Origin of the sequence: Kosakonia arachidis, from assembly GCF_900116535.1 — a bacterium.
GTDB lineage: Bacteria > Pseudomonadota > Gammaproteobacteria > Enterobacterales > Enterobacteriaceae > Kosakonia > Kosakonia arachidis.
This window is the reverse complement of the sequence record NZ_FPAU01000001.1, coordinates 769,263-789,708: the sequence shown is the minus strand read 5'-3', so window position 1 is coordinate 789,708 and position 20,446 is coordinate 769,263. Positions and strand designations below refer to the sequence as shown.

General features: G+C 51.3%; 15 protein-coding genes. 4 read left to right on the top strand and 11 right to left on the bottom strand.

Annotated features, from left to right (window positions below; translation table 11 throughout):
• Positions 1-15: 15 nt before the first annotated feature.
• The 9 genes from lpxK to BM427_RS03765 form a co-directional block, all read right to left on the bottom strand.
• Positions 16-993: a tetraacyldisaccharide 4'-kinase gene (gene lpxK, locus BM427_RS03805; RefSeq protein ID WP_090119347.1), complete on the bottom strand. Its 978-nt coding sequence runs from the start codon at positions 991-993 to the stop codon at positions 16-18.
• On the bottom strand, positions 990-2,738 hold the full coding sequence (gene msbA / locus BM427_RS03800; protein WP_090119345.1) for a lipid A ABC transporter ATP-binding protein/permease MsbA: 1,749 nt from the start codon (positions 2,736-2,738) through the stop codon (positions 990-992). Before msbA ends, lpxK begins: the two co-directional genes overlap by 4 nt.
• 36 nt (positions 2,739-2,774) lie before the next feature.
• Positions 2,775-5,036: a ComEC family protein gene (locus BM427_RS03795; protein ID WP_090119343.1), complete on the bottom strand. Its 2,262-nt coding sequence runs from the start codon at positions 5,034-5,036 to the stop codon at positions 2,775-2,777.
• A 213-nt stretch (positions 5,037-5,249) separates the two neighbouring features.
• Positions 5,250-5,534, bottom strand: coding sequence for an integration host factor subunit beta (ihfB, locus tag BM427_RS03790; RefSeq protein ID WP_007374142.1), 285 nt, complete (start codon positions 5,532-5,534; stop codon positions 5,250-5,252).
• Between the two features lie 182 nt (positions 5,535-5,716).
• Positions 5,717-7,390 (bottom strand): 30S ribosomal protein S1, encoded by a 1,674-nt coding sequence (gene rpsA / locus BM427_RS03785; protein ID WP_090119341.1) that lies wholly within the window; start codon positions 7,388-7,390, stop codon positions 5,717-5,719.
• Between the two features lie 113 nt (positions 7,391-7,503).
• A complete protein-coding gene (cmk, locus tag BM427_RS03780) occupies positions 7,504-8,187 on the bottom strand; it encodes a (d)CMP kinase (RefSeq protein ID WP_090119339.1) in 684 nt (227 codons plus the stop codon).
• 167 nt (positions 8,188-8,354) lie between these two features.
• The gene (gene aroA / locus BM427_RS03775; RefSeq protein WP_090119337.1) at positions 8,355-9,638 is read right to left on the bottom strand and encodes a 3-phosphoshikimate 1-carboxyvinyltransferase; all 1,284 of its coding nucleotides are present in this window, start codon (positions 9,636-9,638) and stop codon (positions 8,355-8,357) included.
• A 68-nt stretch (positions 9,639-9,706) separates the two neighbouring features.
• Positions 9,707-10,795 (bottom strand): 3-phosphoserine/phosphohydroxythreonine transaminase, encoded by a 1,089-nt coding sequence (gene serC / locus BM427_RS03770; protein ID WP_090119335.1) that lies wholly within the window; start codon positions 10,793-10,795, stop codon positions 9,707-9,709.
• Between the two features lie 162 nt (positions 10,796-10,957).
• On the bottom strand, positions 10,958-11,650 hold the full coding sequence (locus BM427_RS03765; protein WP_090119333.1) for a DUF421 domain-containing protein: 693 nt from the start codon (positions 11,648-11,650) through the stop codon (positions 10,958-10,960).
• Positions 11,651-11,788: 138 nt separating this feature from the next.
• On the opposite strand from BM427_RS03765, the gene ycaO reads away from it, so the two are divergent.
• From ycaO to pflA, 4 genes are all read left to right on the top strand, one after another.
• Positions 11,789-13,549, top strand: a complete 1,761-nt coding sequence (ycaO, locus tag BM427_RS03760; protein ID WP_090120672.1) for a 30S ribosomal protein S12 methylthiotransferase accessory factor YcaO — start codon at positions 11,789-11,791, stop codon at positions 13,547-13,549.
• A gap of 405 nt (positions 13,550-13,954) precedes the next feature.
• Positions 13,955-14,812 carry a formate transporter FocA gene (gene focA / locus BM427_RS03755; RefSeq protein ID WP_139234377.1) on the top strand — a complete coding sequence of 286 codons (858 nt, stop codon included), beginning with the start codon at positions 13,955-13,957 and terminating at the stop codon, positions 14,810-14,812.
• A gap of 51 nt (positions 14,813-14,863) precedes the next feature.
• Positions 14,864-17,146 (top strand): formate C-acetyltransferase, encoded by a 2,283-nt coding sequence (gene pflB / locus BM427_RS03750; RefSeq protein ID WP_090119329.1) that lies wholly within the window; start codon positions 14,864-14,866, stop codon positions 17,144-17,146.
• A 192-nt stretch (positions 17,147-17,338) separates the two neighbouring features.
• On the top strand, positions 17,339-18,079 hold the full coding sequence (gene pflA, locus BM427_RS03745; protein WP_090119327.1) for a pyruvate formate lyase 1-activating protein: 741 nt from the start codon (positions 17,339-17,341) through the stop codon (positions 18,077-18,079).
• A gap of 82 nt (positions 18,080-18,161) precedes the next feature.
• On the opposite strand, the gene BM427_RS03740 is transcribed toward pflA, so the two are convergent.
• Positions 18,162-19,310: an MFS transporter gene (locus tag BM427_RS03740; RefSeq protein ID WP_090119324.1), complete on the bottom strand. Its 1,149-nt coding sequence runs from the start codon at positions 19,308-19,310 to the stop codon at positions 18,162-18,164.
• Positions 19,311-19,582: 272 nt separating this feature from the next.
• Positions 19,583-20,446 (bottom strand): dimethyl sulfoxide reductase anchor subunit family protein, encoded by an 864-nt coding sequence (locus BM427_RS03735; RefSeq protein ID WP_090119322.1) that lies wholly within the window; start codon positions 20,444-20,446, stop codon positions 19,583-19,585.

Here is a 20,446-nt window from a genome sequence, read left to right as displayed (position 1 = left end):
CCGATGAAGCGATCGTCAGCGCGCCAGTGTAAGCAATTCCTGCAGTAGCTTATTTGCCTGTTCACCTTCCAGTTGCGCGTCCACAGGCAAATACCACCAGTTATCTTCAGCGAAGGGCCGACATTTCACCGCATCTTTTTCTGTCATCACCAGCGTCTGTCCCGGTTTGACCATCGCCCGAACATCCGAACGGGTTAATGCCTGGTGATCGGCGAGCGCAAAAGTCTGTTCCGGTGTCACACCGCACTCACTGAGCGTAGCGAAAAAACGCGGGGGATGGCCAATACCAGCCATCGCCACGCAAGGCACCAGCTCACGTACTTCACGCCGTTCACCCGTGCGCAAATTAACCGCCATCCCCGGTATCAGGCGCATCGGGATCTCACCCGCTCGTGCTACGCCGCCATTGGCGATCACCGCATCAACCGTTTTCAGACGTGAAGCGCGTTCACGCATCGGACCCGCAGGCAGCCACCAGCCATTGCCAAAACGTCTAGCGCCATCAACAACCACAATCTCTTTGTCTCGCGCCAGGGGATAGTGTTGAAGGCCATCATCGGTCACGATTATCTGCACAGGATGTTGTGCCAGAATGGCTTCCACCGCCTCACGGCGGAGGGGTGACACAGCAACAGGCGCGCCGGTGCGCTGGTAAATCAGCACAGGTTCGTCGCCTGCCTCTTCCGGCGTGGTATCAGACGTCAGCAGCAGCGGATAATGTGCTGCCTTCCCGCCATACCCTCGCGAAACCACCCCTACGCGGATACTACGCTGCTGAAGCTGTTCAACCAACCAGACAACCACTGGTGTTTTACCGTTACCGCCAGCCGTCAGGTTACCGACCACCACCACCGGAACAGGGGCGCGCCAGGATTTTTTGAGCCCCAGACGATAAGCCAGACGGATTGCGCCACTCACCAGGCCATAAAGCCATGAGAGTGGCAATAATAGTAGCCACAGCGGAGATTCACCGGACCAGATACGAGCAATCATGCGCCAAACTGCATTTTATGAAGCTGAGCGTAAACGCCGCGGTGCTCCAGCAACTCGGCATGACTGCCACGCTCAACGATACATCCATCTTCAACCACCACAATCTCATCGGCCTGTTCAATGGTAGACAGGCGGTGCGCGATAACCAAAGAGGTACGGTTTTTCTGCAACTCATTGAGCGCAGCCTGAATAGCACGTTCAGATTCGGTATCCAGCGCTGACGTGGCCTCATCAAGGATCAGGATCGGGCTGTCACGCAGCAACGCTCGGGCAATCGCGATACGCTGACGCTGGCCGCCGGAAAGCAGCACCCCATTCTCGCCAATTATTGTATCCAGGCCACTATCCATTTTATTGATAAAATCAAAGGCATAGGCCATCTTCGTTACTTTCTCAATCTCCTCACGGCTGTATACCTCGGTACGGGCATAGGCAATGTTATTGGCAACGGTATCATTAAAGAGATGCACGTTCTGGGAGACCAGCGCGACCTGGTCACGTAGCGATGTGAGCTTGTATTCGCGCAGATCGTGGCCATCCATCAGGATCTGTCCTTCGTCAATATCATAGAAACGCGTGATTAGGCTGGCCAACGTCGATTTACCAGAACCGGAACGCCCCACCAGTGCAACAGTCTTGCCCGCAGGGATCGTCAGGTTGATATTGCGCAGAGCTGGCGTATCACGGCCAGGATAAGTAAACGTCACGTTGCGGAATTCAATATCGCCGCGAGCACGTTCGATAACACGCGTTCCTTCGTCTTTTTCCTGCTCACTATCGAGGATAGCAAACAGCGTCTGACAAGCCGCCATACCTCGCTGGAACTGAGCATTGACGTTAGTCAACGATTTCAACGGGCGCATCAGGGCAATCATAGAAGAAAAGACGACGGTAATCGTACCAGCCGAAAGCGTCTGCATGACGCTTGGGAAGCTGGCGGCATAAAGCACAAATGCCAGTGCCAGTGAGGCAATTAACTGGATCAAAGGATCGGAAATAGAGGAAGCAGAGACCATTTTCATACCCTGCAAGCGCATTTTGTTACTGACTTTGTCAAAGCGGTGGGTTTCCACTTCCTGACCGCCAAACATCAGCACCTCTTTATGTCCTTTTAGCATCTGTTCCGCGCTGGTGGTCACCTGCCCCATCGTGTTCTGCATGTTTTTGCTGATATTACGGAAACGCTTAGATACCACGCGAATAGCGACAGAAACAATTGGCGCCAGCACAATCAGGATCAGCGACAGTTGCCAGCTATACCAGAACATCATCACGAACAGGCCGATGATCGATGCACCTTCACGCACCACGGTGATCAATGCGCTGGATGAAGACGAAGCCACTTGTTCCGAATCGTAGGTAATACGCGACAGCAATGTGCCAGTCGATTGCTTATCAAAAAATGATACCGGCATACCCATCATGTGGCTAAACAGGCGGCGGCGCATGGTCATCACTACTTTCCCCGAGACCCAGGAAATGCAGTAACTGGAGATATAACTGGTGATACCGCGGAGGATCATCAGCCCGATAACCACCAGCGGCATCCACAGCAGCACCGAACGGTCCGTTTTACCAAAACCATCGTCCAGTAACGGTTTAAGCAGCGATAACATGAATGTATCGCTGGCTGCGTTGAGGATTAACGCAATCCCCGACACGATCAGACCCGTTTTGAACGGCGCAATAGTTGGCCATAGTCGGCGGAATGTCTGCCATGTGGAGAGATCTTTATCGTTCTGCATTCAGAAAACCAGCACTTGTTGAAATAGCCGCATATTCTACCCGTTATCGTTTGGGACGCCAAACCACTGATGATACCAACGCGGTAAAAGTTGATCTCGTAAGCTATGGATTTCCCAGCCCTGGGGAGAAAAAGAGATGGTTATCTGCCCCTGGTGCGGAGTGTCATACCAGCGATATCCCTGTTCCCGGTAACGTTTTACGACCTTTAGCGAAGGGAAGCGCCAGGCGTTATACCGCGACGCAGACGCCACAGCCGCCTTACCTCCAACCCGCTGTAAGAAAGGCAGAGACGACGAGGTATTACTTCCGTGATGAGGTACCTGTACAATGGTAGATTGCAGGTGCTGCCAGTAGTGGCTGAGCATTGCCATCTCGCCCTGTGTTTCGATGTCTCCGGTTAGCAGGATGCTGTGTTGCCCATCCTCCACCTTCACGACACATGAGAGATTGTTCCCCTGCATCTGCGCTTTCGGTAGCGGCCAGTGCACGCTGAACGTCAACCCCTGCCACTGCCATGTTTCCCCACGAAAACAGGGCGTATGGCCAGCCCAACCTAATGGACTGCGTACCCACAGTTCTGGCCAGGTTCTCAGTAACGATGCCAGGCCACCGCGATGATCCAGATGTTCATGGCTCAGAATGATGCCCTCGGGCTGCAGAGCATGCCAGCGCAGCCAGGGAATAATCAGTTGCTGGCCACTATCACCACCAGACCACGCAACGCCGGTGTCATAGAGAATTGCTTTACCATTGCGCTCAATTACCATTGCCAGCCCCTGCCCAACATCCAGCATATGTACGGACCACGCTCCTGGCCGATCACCCCGCCATAGCGGCAATAAGAGCATCGTCAGGCCAGTCAGACACAGGGCAGGAATACGACACCACAGAGACAAGCGCCAGCAGATCAGCATCAACCATGGTACCCAGGCGACTGCCTGCCAACGTGCATCAACGTTGATCCATCCCGCGGGCAACCATCGCAGAAAAGCAAACAAGAGTACGAGTGTTTGGTTCGCCAGGTACCAGCAGGCTTCCTCAATTAATGAGGGCCCGGTCAAGTGCAACAGCATTCCCGTTAAAATCAAGGGTACGGTGACAAATGTGACCAGAGGGATCGCCAGCAGATTGGCGACCAACGAGCTTAGACTGATCCCATGGAACATAGATAATTGTAATGGAATCAGTAATAACGTCATTCCTATCTGCAAATGGATCAGGCTTATACCGTTACGTATAAGCCAGTGTTGTTGAGCTGGCATGGGTAACCACTGATACCAGAACAGTAATGCGGCCACGGCGAAGGCCGATAACCACAAGCTGTATGACAATATGGATAGCGGATCGATAAACAGTATCACGGCGATACAACAGAGCCAGACTTGCCAGGGCGACCACTGCCGACCGGAAAGACGTAGTGTGGCCCAGACACTAAGCGAAATAGCCGTGCGCAATGCAGGGGGCTGTAAGCCGGTGAGACATGCATATCCGATGGCACACAACGTGCCAGCGAGCAGCGGCAAGGCCCAGTTAACCCGATTGGCTGGGAAGTAAAACTGTATACCACGAGTAACAATGCCGCCAAGCATTGCGGCAAGAGCGATATGCAATCCAGATATAGCCATTAAGTGGGCGATTCCTGTCTGACGCATAATCTCTTTTACCGAGCTTTCAAGTGCCGAACGCTCCCCCATTCCCAGCGCCAGAATCACCGGACGCCATAAATAAGGGGAAAGCGTGTGCGTCAGCGACTGCAAATAATCAGCACGCCAGCTACAAGTTGGCTCGATTAAACGCGCATCGCTAAAACGACCGCTAAGAGGAAGATGGCTCGCCAATGCATAGCGCTGAGAATCAAATCCTCCGTCGTTGAGTTGGCCATGCATCGCTCGGACGCGGACGGTCATCGCCCATCGCTGTCCTGTGCAGACCGGGGCAGGTAAATATTGCCCATAGAGCGTTATGCCAGCGGCCGGGAACAGGCGTTTACCATTAAGACTCACTATCTTCGCCTGATGTCGGGTCATACTGTCTGTTTCGGTAATAATGACTTCAACCTGGCGGTTCGCCCCTGGAAGATTCATCGTTGGCCAAAGTGCCTGCATTGCGTTCAAAACGCCCCAGGCAAAAATGAGCAACGTGATACCCCCATAGCGTAAAAACCGTGGTTGTAAGCATGCCAGCAGGCATCCACTAATGATGACGCACCAACTACTGTGAATATCGGGTAATGCTGGCAACCACAACAGCGGCAAAATGCCCAATATAATGCATGCGGCTAATGTAGATAACGCCATGCATACCTCCTTGTGGAGCAGAAGTATGCGGAGCTCTGGTTTGATTCGCTTTCGTATGTTTTCAGGTTTGCGGCGCGAATTGTTGTTTTTTTATCGCGTTACATCACATCAGCAAAAATGTGCGAGGCTGCTTCAGGAAAAGAAACGCATAAAATGAAAAAGGCACCCTTTCAGGTGCCTTCTCGAATGCAATTCTTTGCTTTTCGCTAAGAATTACTCATAAATATTGGCGCGGTCACGTAATTCTTTACCCGGCTTAAAGTGCGGAACGTATTTACCTTCCAGATCCACTTTATCGCCTGTTTTGGGGTTACGCCCGGTGCGAGGTGCACGATAGTGAAGGGAAAAACTGCCGAAACCGCGGATCTCAATGCGCTCACCCTGGGCAAGAGTAGAGGCCATATGCTCCAGCATTTCTTTTACGGCATCTTCCACGGCTTTAGCCGGGATATGCGATTGCTGGCTTGCAAGTCTTTCTATCAATTCTGACTTGGTCATGATTCCTCCGGTTTCCTTCAACGCAATATTCGCTTAATAGCTTTAACAAGGGCGACCGTAGCCGCCCTTTGTCATTGATTACAGGACGAATCCTGTGATCTGTCAAGTAACTCATCGTCGTTCGCACGGTAACTCTGTGACTTTCGTCCTGTTACCAAACAAATAACTCGGGATACTTGATCTTACTCGCCTTTAGCTGCTTTGAAAGCTTCAGCCATAGCGTTAGAGAAGTTGCCTTCTTCCTGTTTGTTGTTAACAGAAGCGATAGCATCTTTCTCGTCAGCTTCGTCTTTCGCACGTACAGACAGGCTAACTACGCGGTTCTTACGGTCAACACCGGTGAATTTAGCTTCAACATCATCACCAACATTCAGAACCAGAGTTGCATCTTCTACACGATCACGAGAAGCTTCAGAAGCGCGCAGGTAACCTTCAACGCCGTCAGCCAGTTCTACGGTTGCGCCTTTAGCATCAACTGCAGTCACTTTACCGTTTACGATTGCGCCTTTCTTGTTCACTGCAACGTAGTTATTGAACGGATCTTCTGCGAGCTGTTTAACGCCCAGAGAGATACGCTCACGCTCTGCATCAACCTGCAGAACAACAGCTGCGATTTCGTCGCCTTTTTTGTATTCACGAACTGCTTCTTCGCCTGCAACGTTCCAGGAGATGTCAGACAGGTGAACCAAACCGTCGATGCCGCCGTCCAGGCCGATGAAGATACCGAAGTCAGTGATAGACTTGATTTTACCTTCAACGCGATCGCCCTTGTTGTGGGTTTCAGCAAACTGCTGCCACGGGTTGGATTTGCACTGTTTCAGGCCCAGGGAGATACGACGACGTTCTTCGTCAATATCCAGAACCATAACTTCCACCACATCGCCAACGTTAACAACTTTGGACGGGTGGATGTTTTTGTTGGTCCAATCCATTTCGGAAACGTGAACCAGGCCTTCAACGCCTTCTTCGATTTCGACGAAGCAGCCGTAGTCGGTCAGATTGGTCACACGGCCAGTCAGTCTGGTGCCTTCCGGATAACGTTTAGCGATAGCTACCCACGGATCTTCACCCAGCTGTTTCAGGCCCAGGGATACACGAGTACGTTCGCGGTCGAATTTCAGCACTTTAACAGTGATTTCGTCGCCAACGTTTACGATTTCGCTCGGATGCTTAACGCGTTTCCATGCCATGTCGGTGATGTGCAACAGGCCATCAACGCCGCCCAGATCAACGAATGCACCGTAGTCAGTAAGGTTCTTAACGATACCTTTAACTTCCATGCCTTCCTGCAGGTTTTCCAGCAGCTGATCGCGTTCTGCGCTGTTTTCGGATTCGATAACCGCACGACGGGAAACAACAACGTTGTTACGCTTCTGGTCAAGCTTGATTACTTTGAATTCAAGCTCTTTGCCTTCCAGGTGCAGAGTGTCACGGACCGGACGAACGTCTACCAGAGAACCTGGCAGGAACGCACGAATACCGTTCAGCTCAACAGTGAAGCCGCCCTTGACTTTGCCGTTGATAACACCGGTAACAGTTTCAGCGTCTTCGTAAGCTTTTTCCAGCGTGATCCAAGCTTCATGACGTTTAGCTTTCTCACGGGACAGCAGGGTTTCACCGAAGCCGTCTTCTACTGCATCCAGAGCAACGTCAACTTCGTCACCAACCTGGATTTCCAGCTCGCCCTGGGCGTTTTTGAACTGCTCAGCCGGAATGGCGGACTCAGATTTCAGACCGGCGTCAACCAGTACAATGTCTTTGTCAATAGCAACAACAACACCGCGAACGATAGAACCCGGGCGGGTTTCGATTTCTTTCAGGGACTCTTCAAAGAGTTGAGCAAAAGATTCAGTCATATTGATAATCTTCAGGATTCTTCAATTTAACGTCCACCTGGCTTCATGCCGGATGGGGTTGTTTCACATGCCTGCTCACATTCCATTGCAGCAGGTACTACGAATTCGGTCGCTTACGCGAGAGCCAATTTTTGGCGTGCATATTGTAGCGCTTTCTCAATCACTTGCTCAATGCTTAAACTGGTTGAATCCAGAACTAAAGCATCAGCAGCGGGAACCAGCGGCGCTACAGGACGATTACGATCGCGATCGTCACGTTCCTTGATCTCGGCCAAAAGGCGTTCAAAGTTAACACTAAAGCCTTTCTCCTGCAACTGGAGCATACGACGATTCGCACGTTCTTCAGAAGAAGCGTCAAGGAAAATTTTTACCGGCGCGTCAGGAAAAACCACTGTGCCCATATCACGGCCATCGGCGATAAGGCCAGGTGCTTCGCGAAACGCGCGCTGGCGGCGTAATAATGCTTCACGCACGCGCGGAAATGCAGCAACCTGCGATGCTGCATTTGCTACTTCCTGGGTACGAATTTCAGCACTCACATCCTCACCTTCGAGGATCACTTCCAGATTTCCATCGGTTGAGATAAATCGCACATCCAGATGCGCCGCCAACGGAACCAGCACCTCTTCCGAGGTCACATCGACGTGGTGATGCAGTGCAGCGAGTGCCAGCACACGATAAATTGCGCCTGAATCCAACAAATGCCATTGCAACGCTTCCGCCATTGCCTTGCAAAGCGTGCCTTTTCCCGCACCGCTTGGTCCATCAATGGTGATTACCGGGGCAATTGCCGTCATCTTTTTCTCCTTAATCAAGGCATATCGTTACGTAAACGCCGCGCATTATACGCGGCAATGCACACAATCGTTACTACTGCGTGCGAATAACAGAGGGGTCTGAAGCTGAGTGTAGAATAAATGTTCGGCAGGCCGGGCTGATTTACACCAGCCCGGAGCAAAGAGAGTTACGCGAGCGTACTAATGCGAGCTAACTGCTCAAAATAGTCGGGGAAGGTTTTCGCCGTGCATTTCGGATCCAGAATGGTGACTGGCGTATCAGACAGCGCCACCAACGAGAAGCACATCGCCATGCGGTGATCGTTATACGTACCAATTTCCGCAAATCGTAATTTTTCCGGTGGAGTAATGCGGATATAATCCTCACCCTCTTCCACCGTTGCGCCCACTTTGCGCAACTCTGTTGCCATCGCAAACAGACGATCTGTTTCCTTTACTCGCCAGTTATAAATATTACGCAGCGTAGTGGTGCCTTTGGCAAAAAGCGCAGCCGTCGCGATAGTCATTGCCGCGTCCGGGATATGATTCATGTCCATATCGATAGCGTTCAGCTCACCGCGTGTACAGGCAATATAGTCATCACCCCAAACCACCGTCGCGCCCATTTTTTCCAGTACATCGGCAAAGCGGATATCACCCTGCACGCTATTGCGCCCAATGCCGGTCACTTTTACTGTGCCGCCTTTGATCGCACCTGCCGCCAGGAAATAAGAGGCAGAGGAGGCATCCCCCTCCACCAGATACTGGCCAGGGGACTGATATTGCTGACCGCCGCGCACCACAAAACGCTGGTAGTGCTGATTTTCGACTACTACGCCAAAGGTTTCCATCAGATGCAACGTGATGTCGATATACGGTTTAGAGACCAGATCACCTTTGATAGTGATAATGGTATCCTGCGGCGCCAACGGCGCAGTCATCAGCAGCGCTGTCAGGAACTGGCTGGAAACGCTGCCGTCCACGCTCACGTCACCGCCGGTAAAACCACCGCGCAGGCGCAAAGGTGGATAATTTTCCTGCTCAAGGTAATCAATTTGCGCTCCCCCCTGACGCAGTGCATCAACCAGGTGTCCAATCGGGCGCTCTTTCATGCGCGGTTCACCGGTCAACACCAGATCGTTTGCCCCAAGACAAAGCGCCGCAGCCAGAGGGCGCATTGCTGTTCCGGCATTGCCAAGAAACAGTTCCAGTTTTTCCGCAGAGTGCAACGGACCACCCACGCCCGTCACTTCACAACGGGTACGGTCGGCAGACAAGGTATAATGAATTCCCAGCGCGCTGAGCGCATTCAGCATGTGGCGCACGTCGTCGCTGTCCAGCAAATTGGTCAGAGCGGTAGTGCCACGGGCAAATGCAGCAAGCAACAAAGCGCGGTTTGAGACACTTTTCGAACCAGGCAGATTGATGGTGCCATCTACCCGCGCGATGGGTTGTAACGTCAGGGATTCCATGAAACTTTACTCTCAACAGACAAAATAAAACCCCGCAGTGCGACTGCGGGGAATACAGACTACAGCAATTAACCGTGGCGACGTTCGAAGTCAACCATAAAGTCGGTCAGCGCCTGTACGCCAGCCAGCGGCATCGCATTATAAATTGAGGCGCGCATACCACCAACGACACGGTGGCCTTTCAGCGCGTGCAGACCCGCAGCGAATGACTCTTCAAGGAAGAGTTTGTCCAGCGCGCTGTCCGCCAACTGGAACGGAATGTTCATGCGCGAACGATTAGACTTCGCCACATCGTTGCGATAAAAATCACTGCGGTCGATTACACCATACAACAGTTCACTTTTTTGCTGGTTGACTTTCTCCATTGCGGCGACGCCACCCTGTTTTTTCAGCCATTTAAACACCAGCCCTGAGAGATACCAGGCAAACGTCGGCGGCGTGTTGAACATAGAGTCGTTTTCATTCAGCACGCTGTAGTCGAGGATAGACGGACAGGCCACATGAGCTTTGCCCAGCAGATCTTCACGTACAATCACCAACGTTAAACCTGCCGGACCGATATTTTTCTGCGCGCCCGCATAAATCACACCAAAACGGCTGACATCAATTTCACGCGACAGGATGGTTGAAGAGAAATCAGCCGTCACTACCACATCATTGGCGAACGCAGGTGTTTCATCGATCGCAATGCCATCAATCGTTTCGTTCGGGCAGTAGTGGAGGTAAGCCGCGTTTTTGCTAAGTTGCCATTCGCTCATCGGCTTCACAGCACGCAGGCCATCAACAGTGATTTTCGCGTCAATAACGTGTGGAATGCAGTATTTTTTCGCTTCTTTGACCGCACTTGCCGCCCAGTAACCGGCATCAACATAATCAGCGGTTGTTTTATCACCCAGCAAATTTAGCGGAATACCAGCAAACTGACCGCGACCGCCGCCGTGACAGAACAAAACCTTATAGTTGGAGGGGATGCCCAGCAGATCGCGAAAGTCCTTCTCCGCCTCTTCAGCCACATGGATAAACTCTTTACTACGATGGCTAATTTCCATCACCGAAGTGCCAAGACCTTGCCAGTCGCACAATTCTTGTTGCGCCTGTTTGAGCACATCCGCCGGTAATACTGCCGGGCCAGAACTAAAATTGAAGACCTGAGTCATTTCCCCTCACCACGCTAAAAAGCAATAAGTTATTCCTGTGACATCGGTTTTATCATTGCGCGTCACGCGCCGCAATGGGTAATAGCCGCGCGGGGGGAAATGTGCGCTCAGTCACATAGCAGAATGTTTTGCACAGCCGAGCCGGGCCCGATAAAAAACCTGTTATGTCACCCGAATTGCCCGACTGGCCTTCGACCATTCCGGATTTGCACAGCGCGCACAGGATCGCTTTTCGCCTGCCTCCAGAGCGACAATTTTACTGCAACGGACGCAAACGTAATCGCCCGTTTCAGGTACCGAGGTATACCGCTCACTGCATCCTTCCGGCAGAATACAGAGCCCGGGTTTAACCTCTTTATCGGGGAAGTAGTAGACGCTGATTTGCCCGTTGTTCTCCATAATAGCCAGCCGAATCTGCCCAAGATGTTCTATGCTCTGGCCGCGCAATTCCATGAAAAACTCAAATTCAGTCATATTCTCTTCATGCAATTTTTCCCATGCAAGCTCACCGTTCTCAACAATGACAATCGGTTTGCCTTCCAGCAGATCTTCCAGCCTTTCGCTGTGGGACATCAGCCACATCACCAGACGGTAAAGCACCGCCAGCGTAATAAAAACCACCAGCACAGGTAGCATTGGAACGTCGTCATAGAAAGCCACATCTCCCGCAGCTGAGCCCAGCGTCAGGATAATGAGGACTTCGAACAGCGACATTTGCCGTACACCACGTCTGCCAGTGATCTTGAGGAATAAAAAGACTAAAACGAAGGTATAGAGGCTACGCAGTGCCACTTCCCACAAAAATTCGAAGGGAACTTTATCCAGTACCATGCGATGAAGGTCGAACGCTTTCATTTTTCCATCCGTGAACAGGCGGTGACTTTCCCTAAGCATAGACCGCTGTTTTATTTTCGCCGGGCAGACGCGGAAGATAGCGCCTGTCACGCAAAACCCGTATCATTGCGCGCTTTACGTACGAAAAAAGTGACCGCCATGACTCAAACATTTATTCCCGGTAAAGACGCCGCACTGGAAGACTCCATCGCCCGCTTCCAGCAAAAGCTCACCGACCTCGGTTTTCACATTGAAGAAGCCTCATGGCTGAATCCGGTACCAAACGTCTGGTCCGTGCATATTCGCGATAAAGAGTGCGCGTTATGCTTCACGAACGGTAAAGGCGCAACGAAAAAGGCTGCGCTTGCCTCTGCGCTGGGCGAGTACTTCGAACGTCTTTCTACCAACTACTTCTTCGCAGACTTCTGGCTGGGCGATGCCATCGCACAAGGCCCATTTGTTCACTACCCGAACGAAAAGTGGTTCCCGCTGGCGGAAGATGACTCGCTGCCCGAGGGGATCCTTGATGCTCGTTTACGTGCATTCTACGATCCACAGGGTGAGCTGACCGCCGGGATGCTGGTCGATCTGCAATCCGGTAATGATGAGCGTGGTATCTGCGCCCTGCCGTTTACCCGCCAGTCTGATGAGCAGACGGTCTATATTCCGATGAACATCGTCGGCAACCTCTATGTTTCCAACGGCATGTCTGCCGGTAATACCCGCAACGAAGCCCGCGTACAGGGTCTATCTGAGGTGTTCGAGCGCCATATTAAAAACCGTATTATTGCAGAGAGCATTAGCCTGCCGGAAATCCCAGAGGAAGTACTGGCCCGCTATCCTGGTGTGGTGGAAGCCATTGCTAAACTGGAGGCCGAGGGCTTCCCGATTTTCGCCTACGATGGCTCGCTGGGCGGTAAATATCCCGTGATCTGCGTTGTGCTGTTCAATCCGGCAAATGGCACCTGTTTTGCCTCCTTTGGTGCACACCCGGATTTTGGCGTTGCGCTGGAACGTACAGTCACCGAACTGTTACAGGGACGCGGTCTGAAAGATCTCGATGTCTTTACCCCGCCGACCTTTGATGATGAAGAAGTGGCTGAACACGCTAACCTCGAAACTCACTTTATCGATTCCAGCGGTTTGATCTCATGGGATCTGTTTAAGCAGGATGCGAATTATCCGTTTGTTGACTGGAGCTTCGCAGGGACCACTGAAGAAGAGTTCGCCACGCTGATGGCCATCTTCGATGCGGAGGATAAAGAGGTTTATATCGCCGATTACGAGCACCTTGGCGTGTACGCCTGTCGTATTCTGGTGCCGGGCATGTCCGATATTTATCCGGCAGAAGATCTGTGGCTGGCGAATAACACCATGGGCAGCCATCTGCGCGAAACTATCCTGTCACTACCGGGCAGCGAGTGGGAGAAAGAGGAGTACCTCAACCTTATCGCCCAACTGGACGACGAAGGTCACGATGATTTTACCCGCGTTCGCGAACTGCTTGGTCTGGCGACCGGTAAAGATAATGGCTGGTACACCCTGCGCATTGGCGAGTTAAAAGCAATGCTGGCGCTGGCTGGCGGCGATATGGATCAGGCTCTGGCCTGGACCGAATGGACCATGGAATTCAACGCGTCGATCTTCAGCGCAGAGCGCGCCAACTACTACCGCTGTCTGCAAACGCTACTGTTGCTGGCGCAGGAAGAGGATCGCGAGCCGCTACAATATCTGAATGCATTCGTACGCATGTATGGCGCGCAGACAGTTGAAGCAGCCAGCGCCGCGTTGAGCGGTGAAGCGCCGTTCTATGGCCTGCAACCAGCAGACGGTACCCTGCAGGCATTCCCGGCGCATCAGGCTCTGTTAGCGGCTTACGAAAAGTTACAACGCGCCAAAGCGGCATTTTGGGCGAAATAACGACAAGTAGTACGACAATATGTAGGCTTCATCGCAGGTCTACGCTATATTACGGGGCAATTTTATTGCCCCTTTTTATTTATATTCTTGCAATGTCAGCCAGTTGTAATAATTAAGTTAAATATGGGTAAATGGTATTATTACCTGCGGACTAATATTGTTACTTCTCATGGCAACTACCCCATTTTAATTAACGATTTTTCGGAGGCTTCATAAAAACAATCAACTCATTTTATAACTTTTAAAATTTATTTTTATTTTGATAATCAATAAGTTACTCCGCATTTGCTGAAAAACCACGCACTTTGCGGTCCTATAAGCCAGGCGAGATATGATCCATATCAAATTCTCTTCTATAATGCTTTGTTAGTATCTCGTCGCCGACTTAATAAAGAGAGAGTTAGTGTGAAAGCTGACAACCCTTTTGATCTAATACTTCCAGCTGCGATGGCCAAAGTTGCCGAAGAAGCAGGTGTCTACAAAGCAACGAAGAAACCGCTGACAACCTTTTTTTTGGCGATTACAGCAGGTGTCTTTATCTCCATCGCGTTTGTTTTTTACATTACTGCCACCACAGGGACAGCATCAATGCCATTTGGCATGGCTAAACTGATTGGTGGGATATGCTTCTCATTAGGGTTAATTCTTTGCGTCATCTGCGGCGCAGACCTTTTCACATCAACTGTGTTGATTGTGGTGGCAAAAGCCAGTGGACGTATTACCTGGGGCCAGTTGGCTCGTAACTGGGTAAACGTCTATATCGGTAACCTGATTGGTGCGCTACTGTTCGTGCTGCTGATGTGGTTATCCGGGGAATATATGGTAGCAAATGGCGGCTGGGGCTTAAATGTTCTGCAAACAGCTGACCACAAACTGCACCATACTTTTGTTGAAGCTGTCGCACTGGGTATTTTGGCGAACCTGATGGTCTGCCTGGCCGTATGGATGAGCTACTCAGGTCGCAGTCTGACAGATAAAGCGCTGATTATGGTGCTGCCGGTGGCCATGTTTGTTGCCAGCGGTTTTGAGCACAGTATCGCAAACATGTTTATGATCCCTATGGGTGTCGTAATCCGTAGCTTTGCTAGCCCGGAGTTCTGGACCGCAGTTGGTTCCAGCCCGGAAAGTTTTTCTCATCTGACTATTACGAATTTCATCATCGATAACCTTATTCCGGTAACAATCGGGAATATCATAGGTGGTGGGTTATTAGTCGGGTTGACATACTGGGTCATTTACCTGCGTGGCAACGATCATCATTAATGGTTGTTTCAGGCAGTAAATAAAAAATCCACTTAAGAAGGTAGGTGTTACATGTCCGAGCTTAATGAAAAATTAGCCACAGCCTGGGAAGGTTTTGCAAAAGGTGACTGGCAGAAAGAAGTCAACGTACGTGACTTTATCCAGAAAAACTACACCCCATATGAAGGCGACGAATCCTTCCTGGCTGGCGCTACTGACGCGACCACCGCCCTGTGGGACAAAGTCATGGAAGGGGTTAAACTGGAAAACCGCACTCACGCGCCAGTTGATTTTGACACCTCTGTTGCTTCCACTATTACTTCTCACGATGCTGGCTACATCAATAAAGCGCTTGAGAAAATCGTTGGTCTGCAAACTGAAGCTCCGCTGAAACGCGCTATCATCCCGTTTGGCGGCATCAAAATGGTTGAAGGTTCCTGCAAAGCGTACAATCGCGAACTGGACCCGATGCTGAAAAAAATCTTCACCGAATACCGCAAAACCCATAACCAGGGTGTATTCGATGTTTATACCAAAGACATTCTGAATTGCCGTAAATCCGGTATTCTGACTGGTCTGCCGGATGCTTACGGCCGTGGTCGTATCATCGGTGACTACCGTCGCATTGCACTGTACGGTATCGACTTCCTGCTGAAAGACAAATACGCCCAATTCCTTTCTCTGCAATCCGATCTGGAAAACGGCGTAAATCTGGAAGCCACTATCCGTCTGCGTGAAGAAATCGCTGAACAGCATCGTGCGCTGGGTCAGATCAAAGAGATGGCAGCTAAATACGGCTGCGATATCTCCGCTCCGGCAACTAACGCTAAGGAAGCAATCCAGTGGACCTACTTCGGTTACCTGGCTGCGGTTAAATCTCAGAACGGTGCTGCAATGTCCTTCGGGCGCGTATCCACCTTCCTGGATGCTTACATCGAACGCGACCTGAAAGCCGGCAAAATCACTGAAAAAGACGCGCAGGAAATGATTGACCACCTGGTCATGAAACTGCGTATGGTTCGCTTCCTGCGTACTCCTGAGTATGATGAACTGTTCTCCGGTGACCCGATTTGGGCAACTGAATCTATCGGCGGTATGGGTGTTGACGGCCGTACACTGGTTACCAAAAACAGCTTCCGTTTCCTGAACACCCTGTACACCATGGGCCCGTCTCCGGAACCGAACATCACTATTCTGTGGTCTGAAAAACTGCCGCTGAATTTCAAAAAATTCGCTGCAAAAGTCTCCATCGATACGTCTTCTCTGCAGTACGAGAACGATGACCTGATGCGTCCTGACTTCAACAACGACGACTATGCGATCGCTTGTTGCGTAAGCCCGATGATTGTGGGTAAACAAATGCAGTTCTTCGGTGCTCGCGCTAACCTCGCGAAAACCATGCTGTATGCAATCAACGGCGGCGTTGATGAAAAACTGAAAATGCAGGTTGGTCCGAAATCTGAGCCTATCAAAGGCGACGTGCTGAAATTCGACGAAGTCATGGAGCGTATGGATCACTTCATGGACTGGCTGGCTAAACAGTATGTCACTGCACTGAACGTTATCCACTACATGCACGACAAGTACAGCTACGAAGCCTCTCTGATGGCGCTGCACGATCGTGATGTCATTCGCACTATGGCATGTGGTATCGCCGGTTTGTCCGTTGCTGCTGACTCCCTGTCTGCTATCAAATATGCGAAAGTTAAACCGATTCGTGACGAAGACGGTCTGGCAATCGACTTCGAAATCGAAGGCGAATATCCGCAGTTTGGTAACAACGACGCGCGCGTCGATGATATGGCAGTTGACCTTGTAGAACGTTTCATGAAGAAAATTCAGAAACTGACTACTTACCGCAACGCTATCCCGACGCAGTCTGTTCTGACCATCACCTCTAACGTTGTGTATGGTAAGAAAACCGGTAACACCCCGGATGGCCGTCGCGCTGGCGCTCCGTTCGGACCAGGTGCTAACCCGATGCACGGCCGTGACCAGAAAGGTGCTGTGGCCTCTCTGACCTCCGTTGCTAAACTGCCGTTCGCTTACGCTAAAGATGGTATTTCTTACACCTTCTCTATCGTTCCGAATGCGCTGGGTAAAGACGATGAAGTGCGTAAAACCAACCTCGCAGGTCTGATGGATGGTTACTTCCATCATGAAGCGTCCATCGAAGGTGGTCAGCATCTGAACGTGAACGTAATGAACCGTGAAATGCTGCTCGACGCGATGGAAAACCCAGAAAAATATCCGCAGTTGACCATCCGTGTTTCAGGTTATGCAGTACGTTTCAACTCCCTGACGAAAGAACAGCAGCAGGACGTTATTACTCGTACTTTCACTCAAACCATGTAATGGTATTGACTGAAATCGCGAAGTAAAAAGCGTACAATAAAGGCTCCACGCAAGTGGGGCCTTTTTAATACCCGAGCCCGCTTTGTCAGAGGTCTATACTTGCTGGATATCTGACAAAACAGACTTAGCGCAAAAGGAAATAAATTGCGTAGACACAGGCCCGGATGGGTCGCATCTGGAGAAAACACCGCAATGTCAGTTATTGGTCGCATCCACTCCTTCGAATCCTGTGGCACGGTCGACGGCCCGGGCATCCGCTTCATTACGTTCTTCCAGGGCTGCCTGATGCGCTGCCTCTATTGTCATAACCGCGATACCTGGGACACGCACGGTGGTAAAGAGATCACGGTTGAAGATCTGATGAGTGACGTGGTGACTTATCGTCACTTTATGAACGCATCCGGCGGCGGCGTAACCGCATCCGGCGGTGAGGCAATCCTGCAAGCGGAGTTTGTCCGCGACTGGTTTCGCGCCTGTAAAAAAGAAGGGATTCATACCTGCCTCGACACCAACGGCTTTGTGCGCCGCTACGATCCGGTGATTGATGAGCTTCTGGACGTTACTGACCTGGTCATGCTCGACCTGAAACAAATGAACGATGAGATTCACCAGAATCTGGTCGGTGTTTCTAACCAGCGTACGCTGGAGTTTGCCCGGTACCTGGCGAAGAAAAATATTAAGGTCTGGATCCGCTACGTGGTCGTTCCGGGTTGGTCAGATGATGACGACTCAGCCCACCGCCTCGGTGAATTTACCCGTGATATGGGCAATGTCGAGAAAATAGAACTGTTGCCCTACCATGAGTTGGGTAAACACAAATGGGTGGCGATGGGTGAAGAGTACAAGCTTGATGGCATCCATCCACCGAAAAAAGAGACCATGGAACGTGTCAAAGGCATTCTGGAGCAGTACGGCCATAAAGTGATGTACTGAGCCACTGAGCCGCAGTAACAGCAAAAGCCACAACACGCCGTTGTGGCTTTTTTATACCGGATTATTTCATCGCCGATGTTACTCAGGCGTGCGCAACCGGAGTGGGATGATGCCCCGCTTTACGCATCAACATCACCAGATAGATAAACGATACGCCCGCAATCATGATAAACAGCAGACTGTCTGAATAGCTTTGCATCAGCATCGCCGTCATCGTCGGACCAAGCAGGCTGCCAATGGTGTAGCTCAACAGCAGGGCCTGATTCATGGCAACCAACTGGTGGTGTTCTACTTTCTCACACGCCCAGGCCATTGCCACCGGGTAAAGCGTAAAACCGGCCGTTCCCAATACAAACAGCGCCGGTGCCATCGCCGCATTACTCAACATTCCCATACAACCGATGATCACGACAAACACCTGCACACGCAGGACCAGCAGCCGGCCAAAACGCTCCGCCAGGCGACCAACAGGCCACTGCCCGATAATGCCTGAGCTCACCATCAGTGCCATCCAGAAACCGATGCCGGAATCACTGATCCCCTGATGTGAAAGATAGAGCGGCATCAGACCATACAATGATCCGAGAATAATCCCTGAGATAATGCAACCATTTACCCCCAGGCGCGCCTGGCGAAGGCGGAGCATCGGCCATACTGAGGTCACGGCTTGCTCGTCGTTCTGTTGATTAACAATACGCGTAAACAGCAGCGGCAGGATCGCCGCCAGCACTAAGCCTGTCATCAAAGGCAGCACGCTCATCAAATCCGTTGGCAATTTGCTGACAATCACCTGTCCCAGCACGGTGCCGACATAATAAACCATCATATAAGCCGCCAGCAGGCGACCACGGTTACGGGAGGTGCCACTGCACATTAATGCGCTTTCCACCACCACCCAGATCATTGCGCAGCCGACACCGGCGATAAAGCGCCAAATCATCCAACTCCAGAAGCCCACCATCAGCCCCAACCCAATGCAGCCAGCAGCGAAAATCAGCGAGGCAATGTAATAGCTACGGTTAAAACCCAGACGACGGATAAGCCGCCCGGTCAATAAAGTGCCGAGTAAATTACCGCTAAAATAAGACGACCCCACCATACCGACCTGCCAGGTAGGTAAGTTTTCATGGGCAAGCCAGAGCGGCACGAGCGTATTCAGCGTCGCGATCGTCAGCGTCAACAGCATCAGGCCACAGAGCAATAGCAGCACCGGCCGGGTATAGGTGGACATGGATTCAAACCGTGAGGAAGTTCAGATTGCGTGCGCATCATGCCACTGGCAAAAGCAAAGTCAATCCACAGAATTCGCGTGCTGGTATGAATTGTGCGTTGTCGATTTGAAAAACTTATCCCGCATCGATTCAACGTATTTCAGATAATATTTATCTGTTTGTTTTTATTATACTAAGGCGCAAAAATAGCACAGAGATCAGTAGAAAAATTTCATGAAAGAAAATTAAAAAGCCGGGCATTTCGCCCGGCCGGGTATAACCCATTAACATATTAGCTGGCAATAGCCATACCTACTGTCATATGCAATCCATAGAACACGCCGCGCCCAATAAGCTCGCCTGCCAGCACCAGGACAAATGCCAGCGACAGCAGCGGCAAAGCAGGCTGGTACCCTTTCAGTTGCGGAATAACCCAGCATGCCAGCGCAATCAGTAGTAGCGCTACCCGCCATGCCATCAGCGAACCGTATGCCGGAACCAGCTCAGAAGCCTGCTGAATCGAGCTATGAATCGTCGCCAGTTCCGTCCCCTGCATCAGTGCAACCATGGCACTGAGCGCCAACGCCAATAGTGAGATAGCAGGCAATAAACGCATCGCCCATCCATCAACGCCCGCACAACGTAATAGCAAGTAACCCAGCAGTGGCCCACCGATAAGCATTGTCAGGAAGAAACCCAGTGAGGTCCAGATGCTGTACCAGGTTGGTACGGTATCAATGCTGTTATAGACGTGTGCCATCATCCACACAAATACCACACCCAGCACCATCGTCACGATCAACCACAGGCTGCGTAACCCTGCAGTTAACTTATCCAGCACTGACAGCAACCAGCCCACACCGCCAACAATAAAGAAAATGGCACCGCTGGCAATTTCATTGCTTAACGCCGATGCGCCCACACGGTTAAGTGCGTTAAAGGCGCGCAACGGTGAGCCGAGGTGCAGAGTCGAGGCAACAAAAGCCACGCCCATGAACACCCATAAGCCAAACATACTCCGTACTGCGCGCCGTTGCTGGTCAACCGGCAGATTGCCTTTCAGTAAAGCCAACGCCAGGACAATAAACCCACCAGCGACACACTGCCCGAAGACCGTGAAGATCATCAGCGGCCACTCATACCATCCACTTCCCAT

Bases quoted from the DNA above. Each gene is read 5' to 3' on its own strand.
- pflB (WP_090119329.1), top strand. From the start codon at position 14,864: ATGTCCGAGCTTAATGAAAAATTAGCCACAGCCTGGGAAGGTTTTGCA.
- serC (WP_090119335.1), bottom strand. From the start codon at position 10,795: ATGACTCAGGTCTTCAATTTTAGTTCTGGCCCGGCAGTATTACCGGCG.
- cmk (WP_090119339.1), bottom strand. From the start codon at position 8,187: ATGACGGCAATTGCCCCGGTAATCACCATTGATGGACCAAGCGGTGCG.
- BM427_RS03795 (WP_090119343.1), bottom strand. From the start codon at position 5,036: ATGGCGTTATCTACATTAGCCGCATGCATTATATTGGGCATTTTGCCG.
- BM427_RS03740 (WP_090119324.1), bottom strand. From the start codon at position 19,310: ATGTCCACCTATACCCGGCCGGTGCTGCTATTGCTCTGTGGCCTGATG.
- BM427_RS03765 (WP_090119333.1), bottom strand. From the start codon at position 11,650: ATGAAAGCGTTCGACCTTCATCGCATGGTACTGGATAAAGTTCCCTTC.
- pflA (WP_090119327.1), top strand. From the start codon at position 17,339: ATGTCAGTTATTGGTCGCATCCACTCCTTCGAATCCTGTGGCACGGTC.
- rpsA (WP_090119341.1), bottom strand. From the start codon at position 7,390: ATGACTGAATCTTTTGCTCAACTCTTTGAAGAGTCCCTGAAAGAAATC.
- ycaO (WP_090120672.1), top strand. From the start codon at position 11,789: ATGACTCAAACATTTATTCCCGGTAAAGACGCCGCACTGGAAGACTCC.
- BM427_RS03735 (WP_090119322.1), bottom strand. From the start codon at position 20,446: ATGGGAAGTGGATGGTATGAGTGGCCGCTGATGATCTTCACGGTCTTC.
- lpxK (WP_090119347.1), bottom strand. From the start codon at position 993: ATGATTGCTCGTATCTGGTCCGGTGAATCTCCGCTGTGGCTACTATTA.
- aroA (WP_090119337.1), bottom strand. From the start codon at position 9,638: ATGGAATCCCTGACGTTACAACCCATCGCGCGGGTAGATGGCACCATC.
- msbA (WP_090119345.1), bottom strand. From the start codon at position 2,738: ATGCAGAACGATAAAGATCTCTCCACATGGCAGACATTCCGCCGACTA.
- ihfB (WP_007374142.1), bottom strand. From the start codon at position 5,534: ATGACCAAGTCAGAATTGATAGAAAGACTTGCAAGCCAGCAATCGCAT.